General features: G+C 69.2%; 12 protein-coding genes and 2 tRNA genes. 7 read left to right on the top strand and 7 right to left on the bottom strand.

Translation table 11 applies throughout. The annotated features are described in order from the left end of the window. Positions 1-62: 62 nt before the first annotated feature. Positions 63-662 carry an oligoribonuclease gene (orn, locus tag LEL84_RS00305; protein ID WP_226513030.1) on the top strand — a complete coding sequence of 200 codons (600 nt, stop codon included), beginning with the start codon at positions 63-65 and terminating at the stop codon, positions 660-662. 102 nt (positions 663-764) lie between these two features. Further along, positions 765-837: transfer RNA gene (locus LEL84_RS00300), tRNA-His, on the top strand. Positions 838-1,064: 227 nt separating this feature from the next. On the opposite strand, the gene LEL84_RS00295 is transcribed toward LEL84_RS00300, so the two are convergent. Next, positions 1,065-1,289: a hypothetical protein gene (locus tag LEL84_RS00295; RefSeq protein WP_137809299.1), complete on the bottom strand. Its 225-nt coding sequence runs from the start codon at positions 1,287-1,289 to the stop codon at positions 1,065-1,067. 5 nt (positions 1,290-1,294) lie between these two features. Then, positions 1,295-1,834 carry a hypothetical protein gene (locus LEL84_RS00290; protein ID WP_159370600.1) on the bottom strand — a complete coding sequence of 180 codons (540 nt, stop codon included), beginning with the start codon at positions 1,832-1,834 and terminating at the stop codon, positions 1,295-1,297. Positions 1,835-2,012: 178 nt separating this feature from the next. On the opposite strand from LEL84_RS00290, the gene LEL84_RS00285 reads away from it, so the two are divergent. The 3 genes from LEL84_RS00285 to LEL84_RS00275 all read left to right on the top strand — a co-directional run bounded on the left by LEL84_RS00285 (position 2,013) and on the right by LEL84_RS00275 (position 6,013). Beyond that, complete coding sequence (locus tag LEL84_RS00285) at positions 2,013-2,357, top strand: YciI family protein (protein WP_010841666.1); 345 nt, start codon at positions 2,013-2,015, stop codon at positions 2,355-2,357. Positions 2,358-2,360: 3 nt separating this feature from the next. Then, positions 2,361-3,656 carry an RNA polymerase sigma factor gene (locus LEL84_RS00280; RefSeq protein WP_226513029.1) on the top strand — a complete coding sequence of 432 codons (1,296 nt, stop codon included), beginning with the start codon at positions 2,361-2,363 and terminating at the stop codon, positions 3,654-3,656. A 305-nt stretch (positions 3,657-3,961) separates the two neighbouring features. Then, positions 3,962-6,013, top strand: a complete 2,052-nt coding sequence (locus LEL84_RS00275; RefSeq protein WP_226513028.1) for a neutral/alkaline ceramidase — start codon at positions 3,962-3,964, stop codon at positions 6,011-6,013. Positions 6,014-6,070: 57 nt separating this feature from the next. Here the strand turns inward: LEL84_RS00275 and LEL84_RS00270 are convergent, their stop codons facing one another. The 3 genes from LEL84_RS00270 to LEL84_RS00260 form a co-directional block, all read right to left on the bottom strand. Then, positions 6,071-7,261 (bottom strand): L,D-transpeptidase, encoded by a 1,191-nt coding sequence (locus LEL84_RS00270; RefSeq protein WP_226514207.1) that lies wholly within the window; start codon positions 7,259-7,261, stop codon positions 6,071-6,073. Between the two features lie 313 nt (positions 7,262-7,574). Continuing rightward, positions 7,575-7,647 (bottom strand) — tRNA-Lys (locus LEL84_RS00265). A 127-nt stretch (positions 7,648-7,774) separates the two neighbouring features. Beyond that, positions 7,775-7,999 carry a DUF3618 domain-containing protein gene (locus LEL84_RS00260; protein WP_058250014.1) on the bottom strand — a complete coding sequence of 75 codons (225 nt, stop codon included), beginning with the start codon at positions 7,997-7,999 and terminating at the stop codon, positions 7,775-7,777. A gap of 150 nt (positions 8,000-8,149) precedes the next feature. On the opposite strand from LEL84_RS00260, the gene bcp reads away from it, so the two are divergent. Both bcp and LEL84_RS00250 read left to right on the top strand, forming a co-directional pair. After that, positions 8,150-8,626: a thioredoxin-dependent thiol peroxidase gene (bcp, locus tag LEL84_RS00255; protein WP_055474734.1), complete on the top strand. Its 477-nt coding sequence runs from the start codon at positions 8,150-8,152 to the stop codon at positions 8,624-8,626. Between the two features lie 10 nt (positions 8,627-8,636). Continuing rightward, entirely contained in the window at positions 8,637-9,263 is a 627-nt protein-coding gene (locus LEL84_RS00250) for a TetR family transcriptional regulator (protein WP_055474733.1), read from the top strand. Positions 9,264-9,275: 12 nt separating this feature from the next. Here the strand turns inward: LEL84_RS00250 and LEL84_RS00245 are convergent, their stop codons facing one another. Beyond that, positions 9,276-9,668, bottom strand: a complete 393-nt coding sequence (locus tag LEL84_RS00245; protein ID WP_055474732.1) for a holo-ACP synthase — start codon at positions 9,666-9,668, stop codon at positions 9,276-9,278. 38 nt (positions 9,669-9,706) lie between these two features. Further along, positions 9,707-18,970, bottom strand: coding sequence for a type I polyketide synthase (locus LEL84_RS00240; protein WP_226513027.1), 9,264 nt, complete (start codon positions 18,968-18,970; stop codon positions 9,707-9,709). Between the last annotated feature and the right edge of the window lie 91 nt (positions 18,971-19,061).

The raw sequence follows: 19,061 nt of genomic DNA, 5'->3' as shown, positions 1-19,061 counted from the left end.
ACGATAGACCTCGGGGGCCGATGTCCCACGGATTCGCGCGCGAGGTTGGCTAAGGTTGTCGGGTGCAGGACAAACTGGTGTGGATCGACTGCGAGATGACCGGACTCCGACTCGAGTCGGACAAACTCATCGAGATCGCGGCCCTGGTGACCGACGGCGACCTCAACATCCTCGGCGACGGCGTCGACGTCGTGATCCACGCCGACGACGAGGCGCTGGCGTCGATGCCCGACGTGGTGACCAAGATGCATGCGGCCTCGGGTCTCACCGAGGAGGTGCGGGCGTCCACCGTCACCCTCGCCGAAGCCGAGAAGCTGGTGCTCGACTACATCCGCAAGCATGTGACCACCGCCGGCGCGGTCCCCCTCGCGGGCAACTCGATCGGTACCGACCGTGGATTCATCACGCGGGACATGCCCGAACTCGACGCCTACCTGCACTACCGCATGGTCGACGTCAGCTCGATCAAGGAATTGTGCCGGCGCTGGTACCCCAAGGTCTATTTCGGCCAGCCCGAGAAGGGGCTCGCGCACCGGGCCCTCGCGGACATCCGCGAGTCGATCCGGGAACTCCGCTACTACCGGGCCGCGGCGTTCGTGCCCGCCCCCGGCCCGGACACCGATACCCTCGCCGAGATCGTCAAAGACCTCGGCCCCGCATGAACACGCAGGTCGGGTTACCGATTGGAGTTCTGCGGCACCGACCCGCTAGAGTGTTGATGGCTCTGAGACCCGGCGCTGACGCCCAGGTTTCCGACGCCGATGGTGGATGTAGTTCAGTTGGTAGAGCACCAGGTTGTGATCCTGGCTGTCGCGGGTTCGAGTCCCGTCATCCACCCCGACGAAGCCCCGTCTGCGATCCGCAGGCGGGGCTTTTTCGTGGCCGTGATGCAACACGCTGTGCATCAGAGCGATCCGGATGACACCACACGTGGGCCTGGTTCTAAGATTCCCGGCACCCGGTGGACCAGCGTCTGGGTGATGGCCGCCGTAGCTGCCGCACGGTATCCCCAACATCGACGTTCGACGCACGCACCCGCTGGGTTGCGCGCGTGGGAGAAGGTCTCAGCCGCTTATGAGGTCGCCGTACCCGCGACGCTCGAAACTTCGGACGAGGCGCTTCGACGGTTCATGGTTCGCGAGCCAGTCACTCAGAGCGTGGCGGCGTTCGCGCTCGTCGGCGCGTCCCAGGCCGAGGTCGGCGAGGAGCGCGTCCAGTGAGGCGGGAGGCTGCGGGGTTCGTCCGACAGGGGTGAACGCGGAATCGTCCCAGAGTCGTTCGTTGGACATCACGCTCACCTCACTTCCACGGTCACTTCGGTCAGTCCTTCTTCAGTGGCCTGTACACCCACAATGTACAGCGCGGACGCTCCAAGCAGGAGTTCTCGCTGATTCGCAAGCTCCGGGTGGCCCACCGGTGGCACCCACAGGGCTCGTGTTCCTCGTGTGGCTAGCACTCGCAGGAGCACCGGGGCGCTGCCGGGGTCCGTGAACCCCACGTGATCGGCTTCGTCGTCGTCGAACTCCCCAAGTTGTTCGCGCATCCGCATCTGTACGCGCTGGTAGAAGCGGTCCGTACCCTGCCAGCGTCTGACCGCTTCTAGCTCATCGCCGGTCAGATCGAACTCGAAGTCGTCGTTGAGCACCTGTTCGAGTTGGGCGGCGTCTTCGTGGGTGGGGCCGCCGAGCGGGGCGCCTCCGGAATGAGTAGAGGACGGCTCGCCCGGGGGCGGAAGGGTGGGCGGTGCGTCGTCGGCTGCGGTGTCGATCTGTGGATCGTAGTCCGCGCCGTCGCCCGGTGTGGGTTCCTCGACCGAGTTGTTCGTCAATCTCATTCGGCGTTTGTCTGCTCCCACAGGACCATGTCGTTGACGTCGTTCGCGCGCTACGTCTCATGTCCCGAATCTCTTTTCGCAGCGCTGTCGATATCCGGAATCGCCGTACGTCACCATGGTGTCGGACCGATCCGGTTCGGCATCATGGCCACATCAGTCGGCCGAGACTGGAGGAACGATGAAGTACGCATTGCTGCTCATGGGACATGTCAACGATCCGGCCTGTGGTGAGGACGGTGGCGCCAGCCCCGAAGAGTTCTTCGCCTTCGACGAGGAGATCACCAAGGCCGGTGTCGTCGTCAACTCCTTCGCGCTGGAGGACGAGCGCGCGGTGGTGCACACCGACGACAGCGGCGAGCGGGTGGTCGCGTCGTCCGGGCCGTTCGCCGAGGTGCGGGAGTTCGTCGGCGGGGTGTACGTCATCGACGTCGCGAACGTCGACGAGGCGATCGAGTGGGCCCGCCGCAGCCCCGGTTCGGCACCCGGCGGCCATGTCGAGATCCGGCCGCTCGCACCGTACTGAGCGATGACGAACAATTCACACCGTTCGGCGGCCACGGATTCCGCAGGGTCCGTGGTCCGCCGGGCGGTGTCGGCCGTCGATCGCGACGTCCGTTCTCGTGTACTCGCCACGCTCACGAAGAAGTTCGGCGATCTCGACCTCGCGGAGGACGCGTTGCAGGACGCGATCGCGCAGGCCCTGATCACCTGGTCGCGTACCGGAGTCCCGGATTCACCGGAGGCATGGCTGACGACGACGGCCAAACGCAAGGCGCTCGACGTGGTGCGGCGTGAATCCGTCCTCGCCGGGAAACTGGCCCGCCTGCACACCGAGAGCGAACGTGCCTCCACCCCTGCGGAGTTCGCAGACCCGGCCGAGGCGCCGCCACCGGGGTTGCCGGACGAACGCCTCGGCATGTTCTTCGCCTGCACCCATCCCGTGCTACGCGCCGAGGACCGGATCGCGCTCACCCTCCGGTTCGTCGCCGGGCTGACCACCGCGGAGGTCGCGCATGCACTGCTGATCCCGGTACCGACGACCCAGCAGCGAATCGTGCGCGCCAAGAAGCGGATCGGCGCGCTGGGTGTTCCGTTCGCGCCGCCGCGCGAGGGCGATCTCCCGCGTCGGCTCGGCGGGGTCCTGCGAGTCATCTACCTGCTGTTCTCCGAGGGGTTCGCGCGCTCGACCGGGGACGCGCACATCCGCGACGATCTCACCGGAGAGGCCGTCGCCCTCGCGCGCACCCTGCGCGCACTGCTCCCCAACGCCGAGACGACCGGACTGCTCGCCCTTCTGTTGCTCACCCAGTCCCGCCGGCCGGCTCGACTCGACTCCGACGGCCGACCGGTTCCGCTGGATGACCAGGATCGCCGGCTCTGGGACCGGGCGCTCGTCGCCGAGGGCGTCGCGCTCGCCGAACAGGCTGCGGCACAAGCAGACGCCGGTCTGTACACGATCCAGGCGGCGATCGCGGCCGTGCACGCCGAGGCCGCCACCGCGGACGAGACCGACTGGACCCAGATCGCCGTCCTGTACCGACTCCTCGAAGTGCACGATCCCGGACCCGTGGTGCGCGTCGGTCGCGCAGTCGCCGTCGGACGCGCGTACGGCCCGGCGCGCGGTATCGCGTTGCTCGATCGATTGCAGTCGGACACACAACTCGACCGGTTCCGGCCCTTTCACATCGCCCGTGCCCTCACGCTGAGCGAACTGGGCGACGACCGCGGCGCGGCGATCGCGTACCGTCGCGCGCTCGAACTGCCCGGCAACGGCGCCGAGGACGACTATCTCGCCGACGCCCTGTCCGGGCTGGATGTCTGACCGGCAGACTTCGGCCTCGACACCACCGGGGGACCTTCGTCCCCGAAAGTCCTCGAAGCCGGGCGCATGGGCATGCCTCGCAGTAACGTTCACCACATGCCTTCCTACTGGGTCATGCCTGCCGTTGCCCTGATCTCGTGCATCATCATCGGGATCGGGTTCATCATCGGGATCCCGGGCGGCGACGACAACGACTGAGTTCGACGTCCTGAACTGATCTCGACCACACGGCCGCGCCGTCAGGGTGTGTGCCGCGATGACACCGCACGTCTGCCGGTGTCGTCCGACGCCCGGAAGGACGGCACGTGGACCTCACGCGCAGACAGTTGATGGCCGGTGCCGCGGCGACCGCCGCCGCGGCCGGGCTCGGGTCCGGCCTGTCCGCCGCCCCGGCCGGCGCGTCGCCCCCGGGGTCGACGAGTTACCTCGTCGGCTGCGGCATCGGAGATGTCACCGGCGCGGTCGCCGGCCAGGGCATGATGGGGTATTCGAATCCCGAGCAGGTCGCGGCCGGGCTCCTGCAGCGTTGCTGGGCGCGGGCCTACATCATCGTCGATCCCGCCACCGGGCGGCGCGTCGTCTTCCTGACCGCCGACCTCGCGTGCCTGTTCCAGTCGCACCACATGGGCCTGATGGCCAAGCTGCGCAACCGATTCGGCTCCTTGTACACCGAATCGAACGTGAATCTGAACGCACAGCACACGCACGCCTCCTGCGGCGGCACGTCCTGGGACTACGCGTATTCGCTCGCCGCGTTCGGGTTCAAGAAGAACTCCTACGACGCCGAGATCGACGGCATGTTCGCCGCGATCGTTCGCGCGCACGAGAATCTCGCGCCCGGCAGCGTCACGATCGGCCGCGAGGAATTGCACAACGCCAGCCGGAATCGATCCCGGGTCGCCTTCGACGCGAACCCGTCGGCAGACAAGCGGCACTTCCCCGATGCGATCGACCCTCAGGTCACGGTGCTACGACTGCGGCAGCACGACACCTCCGGCGGCCGGGATGTCGGTGCCATCACCTGGTTCCCGACACACGGCACGTCTCTCACCGACCGCAACGTCCTCATCGCCGGCGACAACAAAGGTTACGCAAGCCACCTGTGGGAGCGCACCCAGCCCGGGTTCGTGGCCGCCTTCCCGCAGACCAACTCCGGCGACATGACGCCGAACCTCGCACTCGCGCAGTTCGATCCGCGCGGACCGACATCGGACAACAGACGCAACTGCGAACTCATCGGCGAGCGTCAGTACATCGCCGGACGGCGAGGCTTCGAGGCGGCCCGTCCGATGACCCGGGGCGGCGTCGACTCCATCGTGCGGTACGTCGACATGTCGGCGGTCCGGATCTCCGGTACCTACACACCCGACGGCCGACCGGCGTCGACCACCCCCGCGATGATGGGCGCCGGCGCGGTGGCCACCAGCAGCGAGGACAACTACGAGAAACCGCTCCCCTTCCTCGTCGAGGGCATGACCAATCCCCTCGTCACCGCGCTCGGCGGAGACCGCGTCCCGCCGATCGCGCCGTGGATGCGAGACATGCAGGCGCCCAAGCTGATCGCGTTCCCGCTCGGTCTGCTGCCGCCCTCGGGCTGGATCCCGTCGGTGGTGCCGCTGCAGCTCATGCGCATCGGCGAACTCGTGCTCGTCGCCGTACCCGCCGAGGTCACCATCGTCGCGGGTCTGCGGCTGCGTCAAGTGGTCGCCGGCGAACTGCGGACCGACGTCGACAACGTCCTCGTGCAGGGGTTCGCGAACGCCTACACCCAGTACGTCACGACGCCCGAGGAATACGACCTGCAGCACTACGAAGGCGGCGAGACCCAATTCGGGCGGTACACCCTGTCCGCCTACCTGCAGGAGTTCGCCGCGCTCGCCGCGGCCATGTCGTCCGGACGCCGGATCGGCCGTGGTCCGGCGCCGGTCGACAAGTCCGGACCGCAACCCGACCTGGTGCCCCCGGTCCCCGCCGACCGTCCGATACCGGGCCGACGCTACGGCGACGTCCTGCGTGAACCCGACGCCACGTACCGCCCCGGTTCGATCGTGACCGTGCAGTTCGTCGGCGCGCATCCCAACAACGACTTCCGGCACGGCCGGACCTATCTCGAGGTGCAGCGGCGTACCGGCAGCGAGTGGACGACGGTCGCCGACGACAACGACTGGTCCACGGAGTTCCGGTGGGCGCGCCCGGCCGGCAGCACCGACACGTCGCGGATCACGATCACCTGGCGGTCGCCGACGGACGCGTCCGGGATGTACCGCATCCGCTACTTCGGGGACAGCCGCGATGCGAACGGGTCGACGAGGCCCGTCTCCGGGACGAGTCGCACGTTCCGCGTCGGGTCCCGCTGACGCACGGACGCCACCGACCGCGCTGCGGTTCGGTGGCGTCCGAAGGCGTGCTGAGCGTCAGGCGTTGTCGGCGTTGCCCTTGCGCCACACCGACCACGGGATGTTCCAGTCGCCGAGACCATCGGTGCCCGACAATGTTCCGCCCGTGGTGTTCTTCACGATGACCGGGTCGCCGCGGAGGGTGTTCTCCATGACCCAGAGAGCGTTCTCCGGACTCAGGTTCAGGCAGCCGTGACTCGTATTGGTGTTCCCCTGCGCCCACACCGACCATGGTGCGGAGTGGAAGAAGATGCCGCTGTAGGACATCCGGGTCGCGAAGTCGACCGGGGTGCGGTAACCGTTCGACGAGTTGACCGGCACGCCGTACGTCGACGAGTCCATGATGATGTGGTCGTGCTTGTCCGAGACCAGGTAGATGCCGTTGTCGGTCTCGTCCCCGGCCTTGCCCATCGACGTCGGCATGGTCCGGATGACCTTGCCGTCGCGTTCGAAGACGACCTGCTTGGTGTTGTCGTCGGCCGTGACGATCATCGAGCGTCCGACGGTGAAGTTGGTCCGCACGTTCTCCTGGCCGAAGAGTCCGTCACCCAGGTCGATGCCGTAGGTGTTGACCGCGACCCGCACCTTGGTGCCCGGCTTCCAGTACTCCGCCGGCCGCCACCGGACCTCGCTCGGGCTGATCCAGTAGAAGGCCCCTTCGACCGGAGGGTCGGTGGTGATCCGGATGGCGCGCTGCGCCGCACGACGATCCGCGATCGGCTCGTCGAACTTCACCGCGACCGGCTGTCCGATACCGACGGTCTCGCCGGGACTCGGTGTCAGATACGCCTGCGTCAGGTTGTTGGGGCTGCTCGTGGTGAAGGTGACCTTCTTGGTGACCGCACCACCGATGCCCACCGCGTCGGTCTCCAGGGTGTAGGTGCGGTTGTAGCCGAGGGCCTCGTTGCTGACCCACACCGTGTCGTTGTCGGCGAGGGTGCCCTTGACGGGGGTGCCGTCGGACTTCTTGATCAGCACCCGGCTGATGGTGCCCTCACTGGTCTTCACCTTGATGGGCGCACCCGGCTGCACGCCGACGGCGTTGTCGTTCAGGGGACGTTCGGCCCACTCGGTGATCTCGAGACCCGGCTTGAGCAGGTCGTCGAAGAGACTCGAACTGCTGACGTTGTCGGAGTACGACGCCTCCTGCGTGCACGACGTCACCAGCGCGACGATTGCCAACATCACACCGCTGACGATCAGCGGCATCCGCCGAGTACGACCGATCCCCATCTCACTCCCGCCTGTCGACGCCCCGACCCCGAACCGGTCGGTCACGCTGCCCCGCAACCTTGAGAACACTGCACACCCCGAATCCGAAACGGACATTCCGAACCCCGATGTCGCGGACCAGTGTACGAGAAATCGGACCGAACACTTCGGCCGTCATCCATTCGAGCGGCGTGTTGCGCACCCGAAACGCCGAACGTACACCTGCCGTTCATCGACCACCGGCCGCGGTCGAAACCGTCTGAGACGCCACAAGACGCCTCGCTCGATGCGAGGCGTCTTGAGTACTCTGTGCGCCATCAGGGACTCGAACCCCGAACCCGCTGATTAAGAGTCAGCTGCTCTGCCAATTGAGCTAATGGCGCTTGGCGGTGCGAGATGGAACCTTACAGGACCCCCGCGGCAGAAGTGAAATCGCCTGGTCGGAGCGGCTTCTGCCGTTCGACGGGCCCGTGCGGACGAGCTCGCGCCGCCGATTGCTGGATCAGCGGGTCATCTCGAGGCGACCTTGCGGACGACGACGAGCAGGACCAGGGCGCCGACCCCGGCGAGTGCGTACTTCACCGCAGGCGTCTGCAGTGTCGCGAGAGCCTTCGACTTGGCGTCGTCGGCGAGCCGCTGGGGGTTGGCACGCTCGGCCAGCGCGTCGAGCGTACTGGCGAGGTCCTCACGGGCCTTGGCGATGTCCTGCTCGATACGTTCGGTATCTCCGGCCACGTTGCATCCTTCCGGCGCTTCTCGTTGGTCTTCTCACTTCCCGGCCGCCGCACGACCTCTCGGCGCCGGGGACGAACCGCCAGATGGCAGCGTCTCGATGCTACGACATCCCGGCATCCGGGCATGTCGCCATGCACTAGCCTGGCTCTCATGGCTGAGACCACCACCCGACTGTCCGTGGGCGACACGGCGCCGTCGTTCACGCTGCCCGACGCGAACGGCGACCCGGTCTCGTTGTCGGACTACGCCGGCCGCAAGGTCGTCGTCTACTTCTATCCCGCAGCGGCCACCCCGGGGTGCACCAAGCAGGCGTGCGATTTCCGCGACAACCTCGGCGAGCTGAACGAGGCCGGGATCGCGGTCCTCGGCATCTCCCCCGACAAGCCCGCGAAGCTGGCGAAGTTCGTCGAGGCCGAGGGCCTGACGTTCCCGTTGCTCAGCGACCCGGAGAAGAAGGTGCTCACCGAGTGGGGCGCATTCGGGGAGAAGAAGATGTACGGCAAGACCGTCACCGGCGTCATCCGGTCGACGTTCCTGGTCGACGCCGACGGCACGATCGAACTCGCGCAGTACAACGTCCGGGCCACCGGACACGTCGCCAAGCTGCGCCGCGACCTGTCCGTCTGAGCCGGCCCCGATGCCCGAGTCCGCCGAACCGCTGGTGCCGCGCAAGCGGCCCACTCAGGAACGCAGCAAGCGCAAGTTCCAGGCGATGCTCGAAGCAGCACGCGAGCTGTTGATCGACGTCGGGTTCGAATCGCTGACCTGCGAGGAGATCGCGACCCGGGCCGAGGTCCCCATCGGCACGCTCTATCAGTACTTCGCGAACAAGTACGTCATCGTGTGCGAGCTGGACCGCCAGGACACCGTCGACGTCCGCGAGGAACTCACGGCGTTCTCCTCGGAGGTGCCGTCCCTGGAGTGGCCCAGCCTGCTCGAGAAGTTCCTCGATCACCTGGCGGCCCTGTGGCGCACCGACCCGTCGCGGCGGGCGGTGTGGCTGGCCGTCCAGTCGACACCGGCGACCCGCGCCACGGCGTCGCTGAACGAACGGGTGCTCGCCGAACAGGTCGCGCGGATCATCGCGCCGCTCACGCCGTCGCAGCGCGAACGCCGCGAGATGATGTCCCAGGTGCTCGTCCACACGGCCTACTCGCTGCTGAGCTTCTCCGTACAGGACGGCCACGACCACGACGAGACCGTCGCCGAACTCAAGCGGATGCTCGCGGGCTATCTGCTGCTCGAGGAGTCGACGACGGTCTGAGAGCCGTGCGGGCTACCTGCCCTCGAGGATGGCCACCGCCGCAGCGGTGTCCCCGTCGTGGGTCAGCGACACGTGCACGGTCGTGTCGCGCAGATGCTCGCCGATCTCGCCGGACAGGCGGATGGCCGGACGGCCCCACGTGTCGGTCACGACCTCGATGTCGCTGTGCCGGATCAGCGGCAGCAGCGGAGACCGCGAGAAGCGGCTCACCGACCACGCCTTCACGACGGCCTCCTTGGCCGCCCAGCGGGCGGCCAGATGCCGGGCGTCGTCGCCGGTCCCGGCGGCCGAGTCCCGACGCTCGCCGACCGTGAACCGGTCGGCGAACGTCGTACCCGGCTGCCGGAGCTGCTCGCCGAACTCCGGGATCGACACGATGTCGATGCCCACACCGAGCACGCTCATCCCTTGGGAGTCACTCGCGCCGTTCGCGTCACCGGGTGTCACCGACCACCCGCCACCGGCTCACCGGCGACGTAGACGTCGGCGCCGTCCAGACGGGTCTGCGGGTCGAGGAGCATGCCCGCCTCGGCGTCGTGCTCGTCGACCGACTCGTCGAAGCGACGGTTCGGCGGACGCTGGTAGGCAGGCTCGCCACCGCAGATCGACTGCAGGAAGCGCTGACTGCCCTGGCGGGTCCGCTCGTCGGCGCGCTGACGATAGGCATCGCGCTGCTCCGGGTTCAGCGAGGCGATGAACGCCTCCGGGTGCACCACCGCGATCAGTCCGGACACGTGACCGAAGCCGAGGCTGGTCAGCAGACCCGCCTTGAGCGGGAACCGCTCGCCGAGCTGCAGGGTCTCCCGCGGCCAGACCAGGTGCGGGTACTCCGCCATCTTGTCGTCGACACAGTCGAGGCTGCGGTTGGGCGGGATCACGCCGTCACGCAGGATCTGGCACAGGCCGATGAGCTGGAAGGCCGCCGCGCCGCCCTTGGCGTGACCGGTCAGCGACTTCTGCGACACCACGAACAGCGGTGCGCCCTTGCCGCGGCCGATGGCCGCCGCGAGCCGCTCGTGCAGTTCGGACTCGTTCGGATCGTTCGCCTTGGTGGAGGTGTCGTGCTTGGACACGACCGCCACGTCGTCGGCGCTGACGCCGAGCGAACCGAGCGCACGTGCCAGCGGCGAGGACAGCGAACCGCGAGCCGCGCCCAGGGCACCGAGACCCGGAGCCGGGATCGAGGTGTGCACACCGTCGCCGAAGCTCTGCGCCCACGCGACCACACCGAGCACCGGCAGACCCATCTCGGCCGCGACATCGCCGCGGGCGAGCAGGATCGTGCCGCCGCCGGCCGACTCGACGAACCCGCCGCGTCGGCGGTCGTTGGCACGCGAGAACCGGCGATCGTCGATGCCGCGCGCGGTCATCTTCGCCGAGTCGGCGGTCGCCGACATCGCGCCGAAGCCGACGATGCCCTCGATACCCAGGTCGTCGAAGCCGCCCGCCACCGCGAACAGCGCCTTGCCGAGGCGGATCTTGTCGACGCCCTCCTCGACCGACACCGCTGCGGTCGCACATGCCGCCACCGGGTGGATCATCGCGCCGTAGCTACCGACATACGACTGGACCACGTGTGCCGCAACGATGTTCGGCAGGGCCTCCTGCAGGATGTCGTTGGCGTTGGCCTCGCCCAGCAGGGTGTTGACGTACAGGTCGCGCATGGAGGTCATGCCGCCCATACCGGTGCCCTGCGTGTTGGCGACCAGACCGGGGTGCACCCAGCGCATCAGTTCGCTCGGCGTGAAGCCCGACGACAGGAAGGCGTCGACCGTGGCCACCAGGTTCCACAGGGCGACCCGGTCTATCGACTCGACCATGTCGGGGCTGACGCCCCAGCGGGTCGGGTCGAAACCGGTCGGGATCTGCCCGCCCACGGTCCGGGTCAGCGCGAACTGACGCGGGACGCGGATCTCGGTGCCCGCCAACCGGGTGACCTGCCAGTCGCCGTCGGCGTTCTGCGTGACCCGGGTCTTCTCCGGGTTGGCACTGGCGAATGCTCGCGCCTCGGCCTCGGAGTTGACCGTGAAAGTCAGGTCCTCGTCGACGAAGACCGAGGTCAGCAGCGGCGAGGTGTTGTCGACCATCGCCCCGTCGTCGGCGTAGCGGCGGATACCGCAGCGGGCGACGACCTCGTCGTGGTACCGCTCGGCGATCTCGCTCTCCGGCACCGGGTCTCCGGACGCGGTGTCGTACCAGCCCGGCTTCGGCGCCGAATCCCAGTGCACCAGTCCGGTGTTCCAGGCGAGCTCGAGAACGCCTGCGGCCGACAGCTTCTCGTCGACCTCCATCTCGAAGCGGGTGCGGGCCGAACCGAACGGACCGAGCTCGCCGGCACCCACGATGACCACGAGGTCCTCGGGTCGGGCGTCGATCGACGGCCACTGCGGACGCATCGCCTTCGGGGCGCGCGCCGGTGCCGGCAGCGCCGCGACGGTCGTCGCCGACTCCTCGTCGGCGTCCGCGGACTCCTCGGCGGCCGCCGCCGCGGTGGCCGCGAGCGCCTTGAGGTCGGTCGAGCTGTCCAGGCCACCGGTGAAATCGGCCAGGATCGGCGCACTGAACGCGGCCGACCGCTGCTCGGGGCTGCACAGGGTCAGCAGGTTCGCCGCCATCTCGTCGGTGCTCCAGGTGCGCACACCCGCCGCCTCGACCGCGTCGACCATCCCGTCGTTGTGACCCATCAGCCCGGTGCCGCGCACCCAGCCGATCAGTGCGTGGGCGAGTGTCGTCTTGGAACCCCAGGACTCCTCGGCCGACCAGCGCTGTACGAGCGCGTCGAGCGAGGCCTTGCTCTCGCCGTAGGCACCGTCGCCGCCGAACATGCCGCGGTTCGGCGAACCGGGCAACACGACGTGCACGCGGGCGGCGATGTCGTGATCGGAATGGGCGTCGGCGAGACCGCCGATGAGCCGCTCCACCGACCAGAGGAGCACCTTCATCTCCAGCTCGGCGCGACCGCCGGCGTCGGTGAGATCACCGGCGACCCGAGGTGCGGCGAACGGGAACAGCAGCGTCGGCTTCATCGCCGGCTTCACCACTGCCGTTGTGCCACCGAGGTTCTCCGTCTGCTCCCCCGCGATCCAGCCGACGAGGTCGTCGACGTCGGCGTACGACGCCATGTTCGCGGGAGCGATCCACAGCGCGGCACCGGCCCGTGCGTTCTCGCGGTACAGCTTCTTGTAGAAGGCGAGACGGTCGGAGTTCAGGCGCGACGTCGTGGCGATCACGGTCGCGCCACCGGCCAGCAGCCCGGCGACCACGCCGGCGGCGATCGACCCCTTGCTGGCACCGGTCACCACGGCGATCTCGCGGCTGTAGGCACCCTTCTCGGGATTCTCCGCAGCGTGCGCGATCGCGCCGAAGACGCGGCCGTGCACGGCGTTCCCGTTCGCGAGGGCCTTGCCCTGCCACCAGGTGGCATGTTCGGCGACGGTGTCACCGGCTCCGGCGAACCCGCCGACGACCTTGTCGAAGTCGGCGTCGAGGTCCTGCTCGTCGGTCAGCCAGAGTCGGACGAGATCCTCACGGGCGGTTGCCCACCGGTCGTCGATGAGGACGACCTTGGCCGCGTCGAAGGCCGGCGCCACGGTACGGGCCCAGTCCGATCCGAGTTCGGCGCTGACCAGCTCGGCAAGCTCGGCGTTCGGGTCGGCCGCGGCCTCGGCGAGATCGGCGACCTCGGCGAGTCCGAGCTTGTCCAGCAGGGTGTACGCGGCCGAGGCCAGCGCGCCGGACCGGCCGGTGATCTGCTCGGTGAACTCTCCCAGCGCCGCGGCGTCGACCGTTGCGCCACCACCGGATTCGGCGGCCGGCTTGCCGACCGGGATGCCCTTGATCGCACCCACCGCGGACACGGCCTTGTCGATGAGGGCGTCGAGGGAATCGGTGTTCGTCAGCGGGCCGTCGAGCAGATTGCCCAGCGCCTCGCCGCGGACGGACGCGCCGTCCCTGGTGCCCAGCGCCAGCGCGACCGTGGTGTGCAGACCCCACCCCGGACCCAGCTGCCAGACACCCGACACGCGGTCGGTGATGTAGTTCTGGCGCTTGCCCAGCGGGCCGAGCACCTTGCGGACCTGGTCGCTGACCGCATCGGTGAGCACCGCACCCAGCGGCCGGTAGCCACGGGCGAGGGTCTCCACGGTCGACGACAGCGCGGTCATGTCGGCTTCGGCGGCACCGTCGATGGCGCCGAGCCCGAGCTCACCGCCGATGTCGAGGAGCAGCTGGTTACGACGCGACGACACACCGTCGCAGAGCGCCTCGATCGTGTCCGCGGACCCGATCTGGTCGACGCGCATCTTGGTCCACAGCGCGATCACGGACTTCACCGCATCCGACGGCGTGAACCCGATGTCGTCGGGACGCGGGCCGCCGGCTGGTGCCGCCGGTGCCGCGGGAGCAGCAGGCGCGGGCGCCGCCGCGGCGGCCGGAGCCGCGTCCGCCGCCGACGTCTCGGCCGCTGCGGGAACGTCGAGCTCGTCCTCGTCGGGCTCGTGACCGGCGTCCTTGGCCAGGATCGTGTCGGTGTCGCGCTCGACGTTGAGCACCTCGGTGGTGGCCGCGGCGTAGTCGTCGAGCTTGAGGGTGTTGGTGGCCAGACCCGACAGCGTCGGGGCGCCCTTCAGACCGATCTCGACGAAGCGCTGGACTCCCAGCCCGTTCCGTTCGGGACCGCTGAACAGCAGTTCCTGGGTCTCGATCCACCGCACCGGGCTGGCGAACTGCCAGGCGAGCAGCTCGATCAGGATCACCCGGGCCAGTTCGTTCGGGGTCGCCTCCCAGGCGTCCCAGTCGGCGAGGACCTCGTTCAGCGGATCCGACGGCACCAGCGCCGCGATCTCCTCCACGAAGTCGCGTCCGAGGTTGAACAGGCGCGGCACCAGGTTGGGGATGTACCGACCGATCAGGATGTCGATGTCGATGTCGGCGGGCAGCAGCTCGGCGAGCTTGCCGCGGAACTCCGGGACCCCGGCGCGCAGCACGCTCGAGTGGAACGGGACGTCGATGCCCGGGATCAGGATGAATGCGCGCTTGCCCCCGAACTCCGCACGCCGCCGGTCGATCTCGGCCTCGAGCAGTTCGAGACCGCGAACCGTGCCGGCGATCGCGTACTGCGAGCCGAGGAGGTTGAGGTTGACGACCTCGAGGAACTCGCCGCCCGCGGCGCCCACGCCGGACACGAAGTCGGTGACCTCGGCGTCGGCCAGACCGAACTGGCTCGGCCGGATGGCGGCCATCCGATAGTCACTGCGCCCCTGCTCATCTCGCGGGACGAGGTGATGCATGGCCTCGCCGCGCTGGAACACGACTTCGAGGACGGCCTCGAGCGGGAGGACGCCGGCACATGCGGCGAGCGCGTTGTACTCACCGACCGAGTGGCCACACGTGATGGCACCCTCGACGAAGCCACCGGACTCCTTGAGCTCGGCGATCTGCGCGACACCGAGCGTCGCCATGGCGACCTGGGTGAACTGCGTCAGGTACAGCACGCCGTCGGGGTGGTTGTAGGTGGTCCCGTTGGCGACGAGCGTCGTCGGGTTGTCGCGGACGACGGCGAGGATCGAGAAGCCCAGCGCCGCACGGGTGTGCTTGTCGGCACGATCCCAGATCTTGTGGGCGGCCTTCGACCGCGAGCGGGCGTCGAGTCCCATGCCCTTGCTCTGGATGCCCTGGCCGGGGAACGCGTACACGGTCCGCGGCGCGGCGAGCAGGCCGGTCGCGCTCATCACGAGGTTGTCGCCGACCTTGGCGCTGACCTCGACGACCTCGCGGCCGTTGTCGAGACCCACGCGGTCGACGCGCACCGAGATGCGGTCACCGAGCCGGACCATGCCGAGATAGCGTGCGGTCCAGCCGATCAGCGGACGAGGCGACGGCGTCGGATTCTTCGCGTCGGTCGCGGTGACGACCTGCTGCGCGGCGGCCGACAGCCACATCCCGTGGACGATCGGGTCGCCGAGACCGGCCAGCTTCGCGGCCGCGGCGTCGGTGTGGATGGGGTTGCGGTCACCGGACACGACGGCGAAACCGGTCATCCGGTTCGGCGCGGTGATGGTGGCCGTCCGGAGCAGCTTGCGGGTGGCCGACTGTTCGGCGGCGGGTGCACCGCCGGCCCGGGCCGGGTCGGTGAGCTCGGCGGCGCCCAGACGCCCACGGATCGCGAAACGCTCCTCGAGCGTCGCGATCGGGCCGGCTGGTCCGGCGATCTCCACCGTGACCTCGACGACACGACCGACGTCGGCATCCCGGACCGCGCCGGTCCGTGCGGTGACGGTCAGTTCGGTTGCGGTGGCGGGGATCTCCCCGGTCAACGCGATCGCGTGATCGAGGTGGACCAGGTCGAGCAGACCCTCGACGACCGGGTCACCGGAATCGGTGCGGGCGGCGCCGATGACGCTGAACACGCTCGGCCAGCACGCGCCGACCAGGGTGTCGGGCACGGCGAAACCGAACGGGTCGGTCGGGGTGGTCGGACGCAGGTGCGGCGGCAGGGAGAACCCGGTCACCGCAGCGTGATCGGCGACCGAATCCGGCTGCCAGGAGACGGTCGTGACCGACACGCCGTCGGTCACCTCGGCCAGGCTGCCGCCGGCGGCCACGGTGAGGATCTCGCGCATCGCGGTCGACGCATCGTCGAGGCCCACCAGCGGCGAACCACCGTCGCGCAGGCTCCCGCCGGCCAGCAGTGGGATACGCACGGAAGCGCCCGAGATGGTGACGACGAGGTCGAAACGGGTGGCGTCGGAGTCGGCGGAGACCTGCTCCAGGACGGCGCCGCTGACGGCGTGTTCGGCCCGCTCGGGTCCGACCACGGTCCAGGCGTCGCGATCGCCGAGCAGCGCGATCGGGCTCGCCACGATCCGGCCGGCCCAGCTGACGTCGTCGGACTCCAGCACCGAGGTCAGCACGCCGGCTTCCTCGGCCAGCCCGGCACGGTGCCGGGAGGCGACGGCGACCGGGCGCTCCCCGGCGGCCTGCAGATCGGACGCGACCCGGGCCTCGAACCGATCGAGCAGTTCACCCACGGGCTCGTCGACGCGGGTGATGCCCGCGACGGCGACCGGCCCCGGGATGACGCAGACGGCGTCGGCGCCGTAGCGCGGGTCGTGGGCCTGCCACAGGGAGTCACTGCGCCACCAGCGGCGCACGTCCTTGTCGATCACCGGCACGAAGTTGACGGGCTTGCCGGGGGTGCGGCACAGCTCCAGGAAGAACGCGACGTCCGCGGGATGCAGGATGTCGGTGTCGATCTCGGGGTACACACTGCCGAGCGCGTCGATCGCGGCATACGCATCGGCGGCGGCGGTGACCTCGGCGAACATCGTCGGGATGGGCCCCGAGTCCTGCGGGTGCATGCGCGCCTCGGTGCGCTGCAGCATCTCCACGAAGCGCTGCTGCCAGGTGATGTCGGCCCACGGGACCTGCTCGCCGCGGGCGTCACCGACGGCCAGCGCGGCGTACCGGTCGAGCCACTCGCGGTAGATCATGGTGGCGACGTCGCCGAAGTACGGCTTCGCGGTGTCGGCCATCGCGGCGATGATCTCGTCGCGGCGGGCGGCCACGGCGTCGGCGTCACCGGCGACCTCGTCGAGCAACCGGCCGCAGCGCGACGCGGTGTTGTCGACCTCGTGGATGTCGGCGCCGAGCTGCGAACGGCCGGAGGCCATTCCGGCGGTGGCGTGACCGGCACCGATCCACTCGTCGATGCCGGCGGTGTCGACGAGGAGCTGCTTGACCTCGGGGGTCGTCGTCGCTTCCTTGGCCGCCATGGCGGCGGTGCCGATGAGGATGCCGTCGAGCGGCATCGTCGGGTAGCCGTAGCCGGCCGACCAGCTGCCGGTGAGGTATTCACTGGCGCGCTCGGGTGTGCCGATGCCACCGCCGACGCAGATCACGACGTTCGGGCGGGCGCGGAGCTCGCCGTAGGTCGCGAGCAGCAGGTCGTCGAGGTCTTCCCACGAGTGGTGGCCACCGGCGCGGCCGCCCTCGATCTGCACGATGATCGGGTGATGCGGAACCTCGGCCGCGATGCGCACGACGGACCGGATCTGCTCCACGGTGCCGGGTTTGAAGGCGACGAACCGGAGTCCGGCCTCGACGAACTCGTCGACGAGCGCGACCGCGTCCTCGAGTTCGGGTATGCCCGCCGAGACGATGACGCCGTCGAGCGGGGCTCCCTGCGCGCGGGCCTTCTGCACGATGCGCTTGCCGCCGAGCTGCAGCTTCCACAGGTAGGGGTCGAGGAACAACGCGTTGAACTGCGCCTCGCGGCCCGGCTCGAGCAGATCGGTGAGCGTGGCGATGTTGCGCGCGAAGATCTCCTCGGTGACCTGACCGCCACCGGCCAGCTCGGCCCAGTGTCCGGCGTTGGCCGCGGCGGCGACGATGGCCGGGTCGACGGTCGTCGGCGTCATGCCGGCCAGCAGCATCGGCGAACGTCCCGTGAGGCGGGTGAAGGAGGTCTCGACGACGGTACGGCCGTCGGGCAGCTCGACAAGGGTGGGCGCGAACTGCGACCACGGGGTCGCGACCTCGGGCACGCCGCCGGGGCTGAACAGGTTGCGCTGTCCGACGCGCAGGGCGGCGGGCACCAGGCCGACGCCCTGCCCGCGGACCAGTGATGCGGTGAGACGGGTCGCGATGTCCCCGGGACCGAAGTCCAGGACCCACTTGGCGCCGCCGGCCACGATCGAGTCGACCGAGGCGACCCAGTCGACGTGCCCGACGAGGATGTCGTGGGCGTGGCGGGTGGCGAGGTCACGGTCGATGCCACAGCGGTCAGCCCACTGGCCGACCAGCTCGACAGCCTCGGCCATCGCCGGGTGGTGGAAGGCCACCGACACCTGCAGGTGGTCGAACTTCGGCGCGAACGGCGCCCCGCCGGTGAGCTTGCGCTTGCGCTCGTCGGCCTCGGTCGCGGCGACCCGCTCACAGAGGGCGGCGAACGCGGCGAGGTGCCGCGGTGCCCCGGACAGCACGACGGCGGTGCGGCTGTTCTTGATGGCGACCACCGGGGCGGTCGTCAGATCGTTGTCGGACAGGCCGGCGCGGTACTGCGCCAGGATCTCGTCGACGCGAGCCGGGCTGACGTTGGTGAGTGCGAGCATCGGCGTGCCGTCGGTGGTGACACCCAGCCCGCGGCGACGCGCGGTCAACGAACCGGCGGCGCCGATGAGGTGCGCGACGGCCAGCAGCAGGCCCTGACCGGACTCGGCGATACGGCCGTCGGCGCCCACCGCATCGGTGGCCAGCGAGCCCTGGGAATGCCCGACCACGGCCTTCGGCGGGAGCACGGCGGTGTCCAGGCCCTGCTTGCGGAGTGCCTCCACGGCGGCGAGCTGGGTGAGCAGCACACCCGGACCCGAGAGGGTGAAATCGGCGAGAGTGGCCTCGGCGGGCACGTCTTCACCTGCGTCGTGCGCGTGCACCCAGGTGAGCGGGTGGAACCCGGACACCCGTGCCACGACGAGTTCGTCGGCAACCGGCTCGACGAGCCGTTCGGCGGAATCGACGATGGTGGCGACCCGGTGTTCCAGGTCGGCGTCGACGACCAGCTCGGTCAGCGTGGGCAGCCATGCGCCGCCCTGCCCGCCGAAGCTGATCGCGTAGGGCTCGCCCTGCGTGAGCCGCTCGATGAGCGTGGTGGTGGGCCGTTCTGCGTTGGCGGCGCCCTGCGAGCCGGAGCGGAACTGGTCGACGGTCACGGATACTCCTCTGTGGTGGTCGGTCTCAGAGTGTGGATTTGCGGAGTGCGTAGGTGCGGTGCAGTAGATGTCTGTGGGTGTTGTGCGGTTG

It is taken from the genome of Gordonia sp. WA4-43, assembly GCF_020520305.1.
GTDB lineage: Bacteria > Actinomycetota > Actinomycetes > Mycobacteriales > Mycobacteriaceae > Gordonia > Gordonia hongkongensis.
Note: the sequence above shows the minus strand (reverse complement) of the source record. Positions and strands in the feature narration are given on the sequence as shown.

Excerpts from the sequence above, each read along its gene's own strand:
- bcp (WP_055474734.1), top strand. The coding sequence starts at position 8,150 with ATGGCTGAGACCACCACCCGACTGTCCGTGGGCGACACGGCGCCGTCG.
- LEL84_RS00280 (WP_226513029.1), top strand. The coding sequence starts at position 2,361 with ATGACGAACAATTCACACCGTTCGGCGGCCACGGATTCCGCAGGGTCC.
- LEL84_RS00290 (WP_159370600.1), bottom strand. The coding sequence starts at position 1,834 with ATGAGATTGACGAACAACTCGGTCGAGGAACCCACACCGGGCGACGGC.
- LEL84_RS00250 (WP_055474733.1), top strand. The coding sequence starts at position 8,637 with ATGCCCGAGTCCGCCGAACCGCTGGTGCCGCGCAAGCGGCCCACTCAG.
- LEL84_RS00285 (WP_010841666.1), top strand. The coding sequence starts at position 2,013 with ATGAAGTACGCATTGCTGCTCATGGGACATGTCAACGATCCGGCCTGT.
- LEL84_RS00295 (WP_137809299.1), bottom strand. The coding sequence starts at position 1,289 with ATGTCCAACGAACGACTCTGGGACGATTCCGCGTTCACCCCTGTCGGA.
- LEL84_RS00245 (WP_055474732.1), bottom strand. The coding sequence starts at position 9,668 with ATGAGCGTGCTCGGTGTGGGCATCGACATCGTGTCGATCCCGGAGTTC.
- LEL84_RS00270 (WP_226514207.1), bottom strand. The coding sequence starts at position 7,261 with ATGCCGCTGATCGTCAGCGGTGTGATGTTGGCAATCGTCGCGCTGGTG.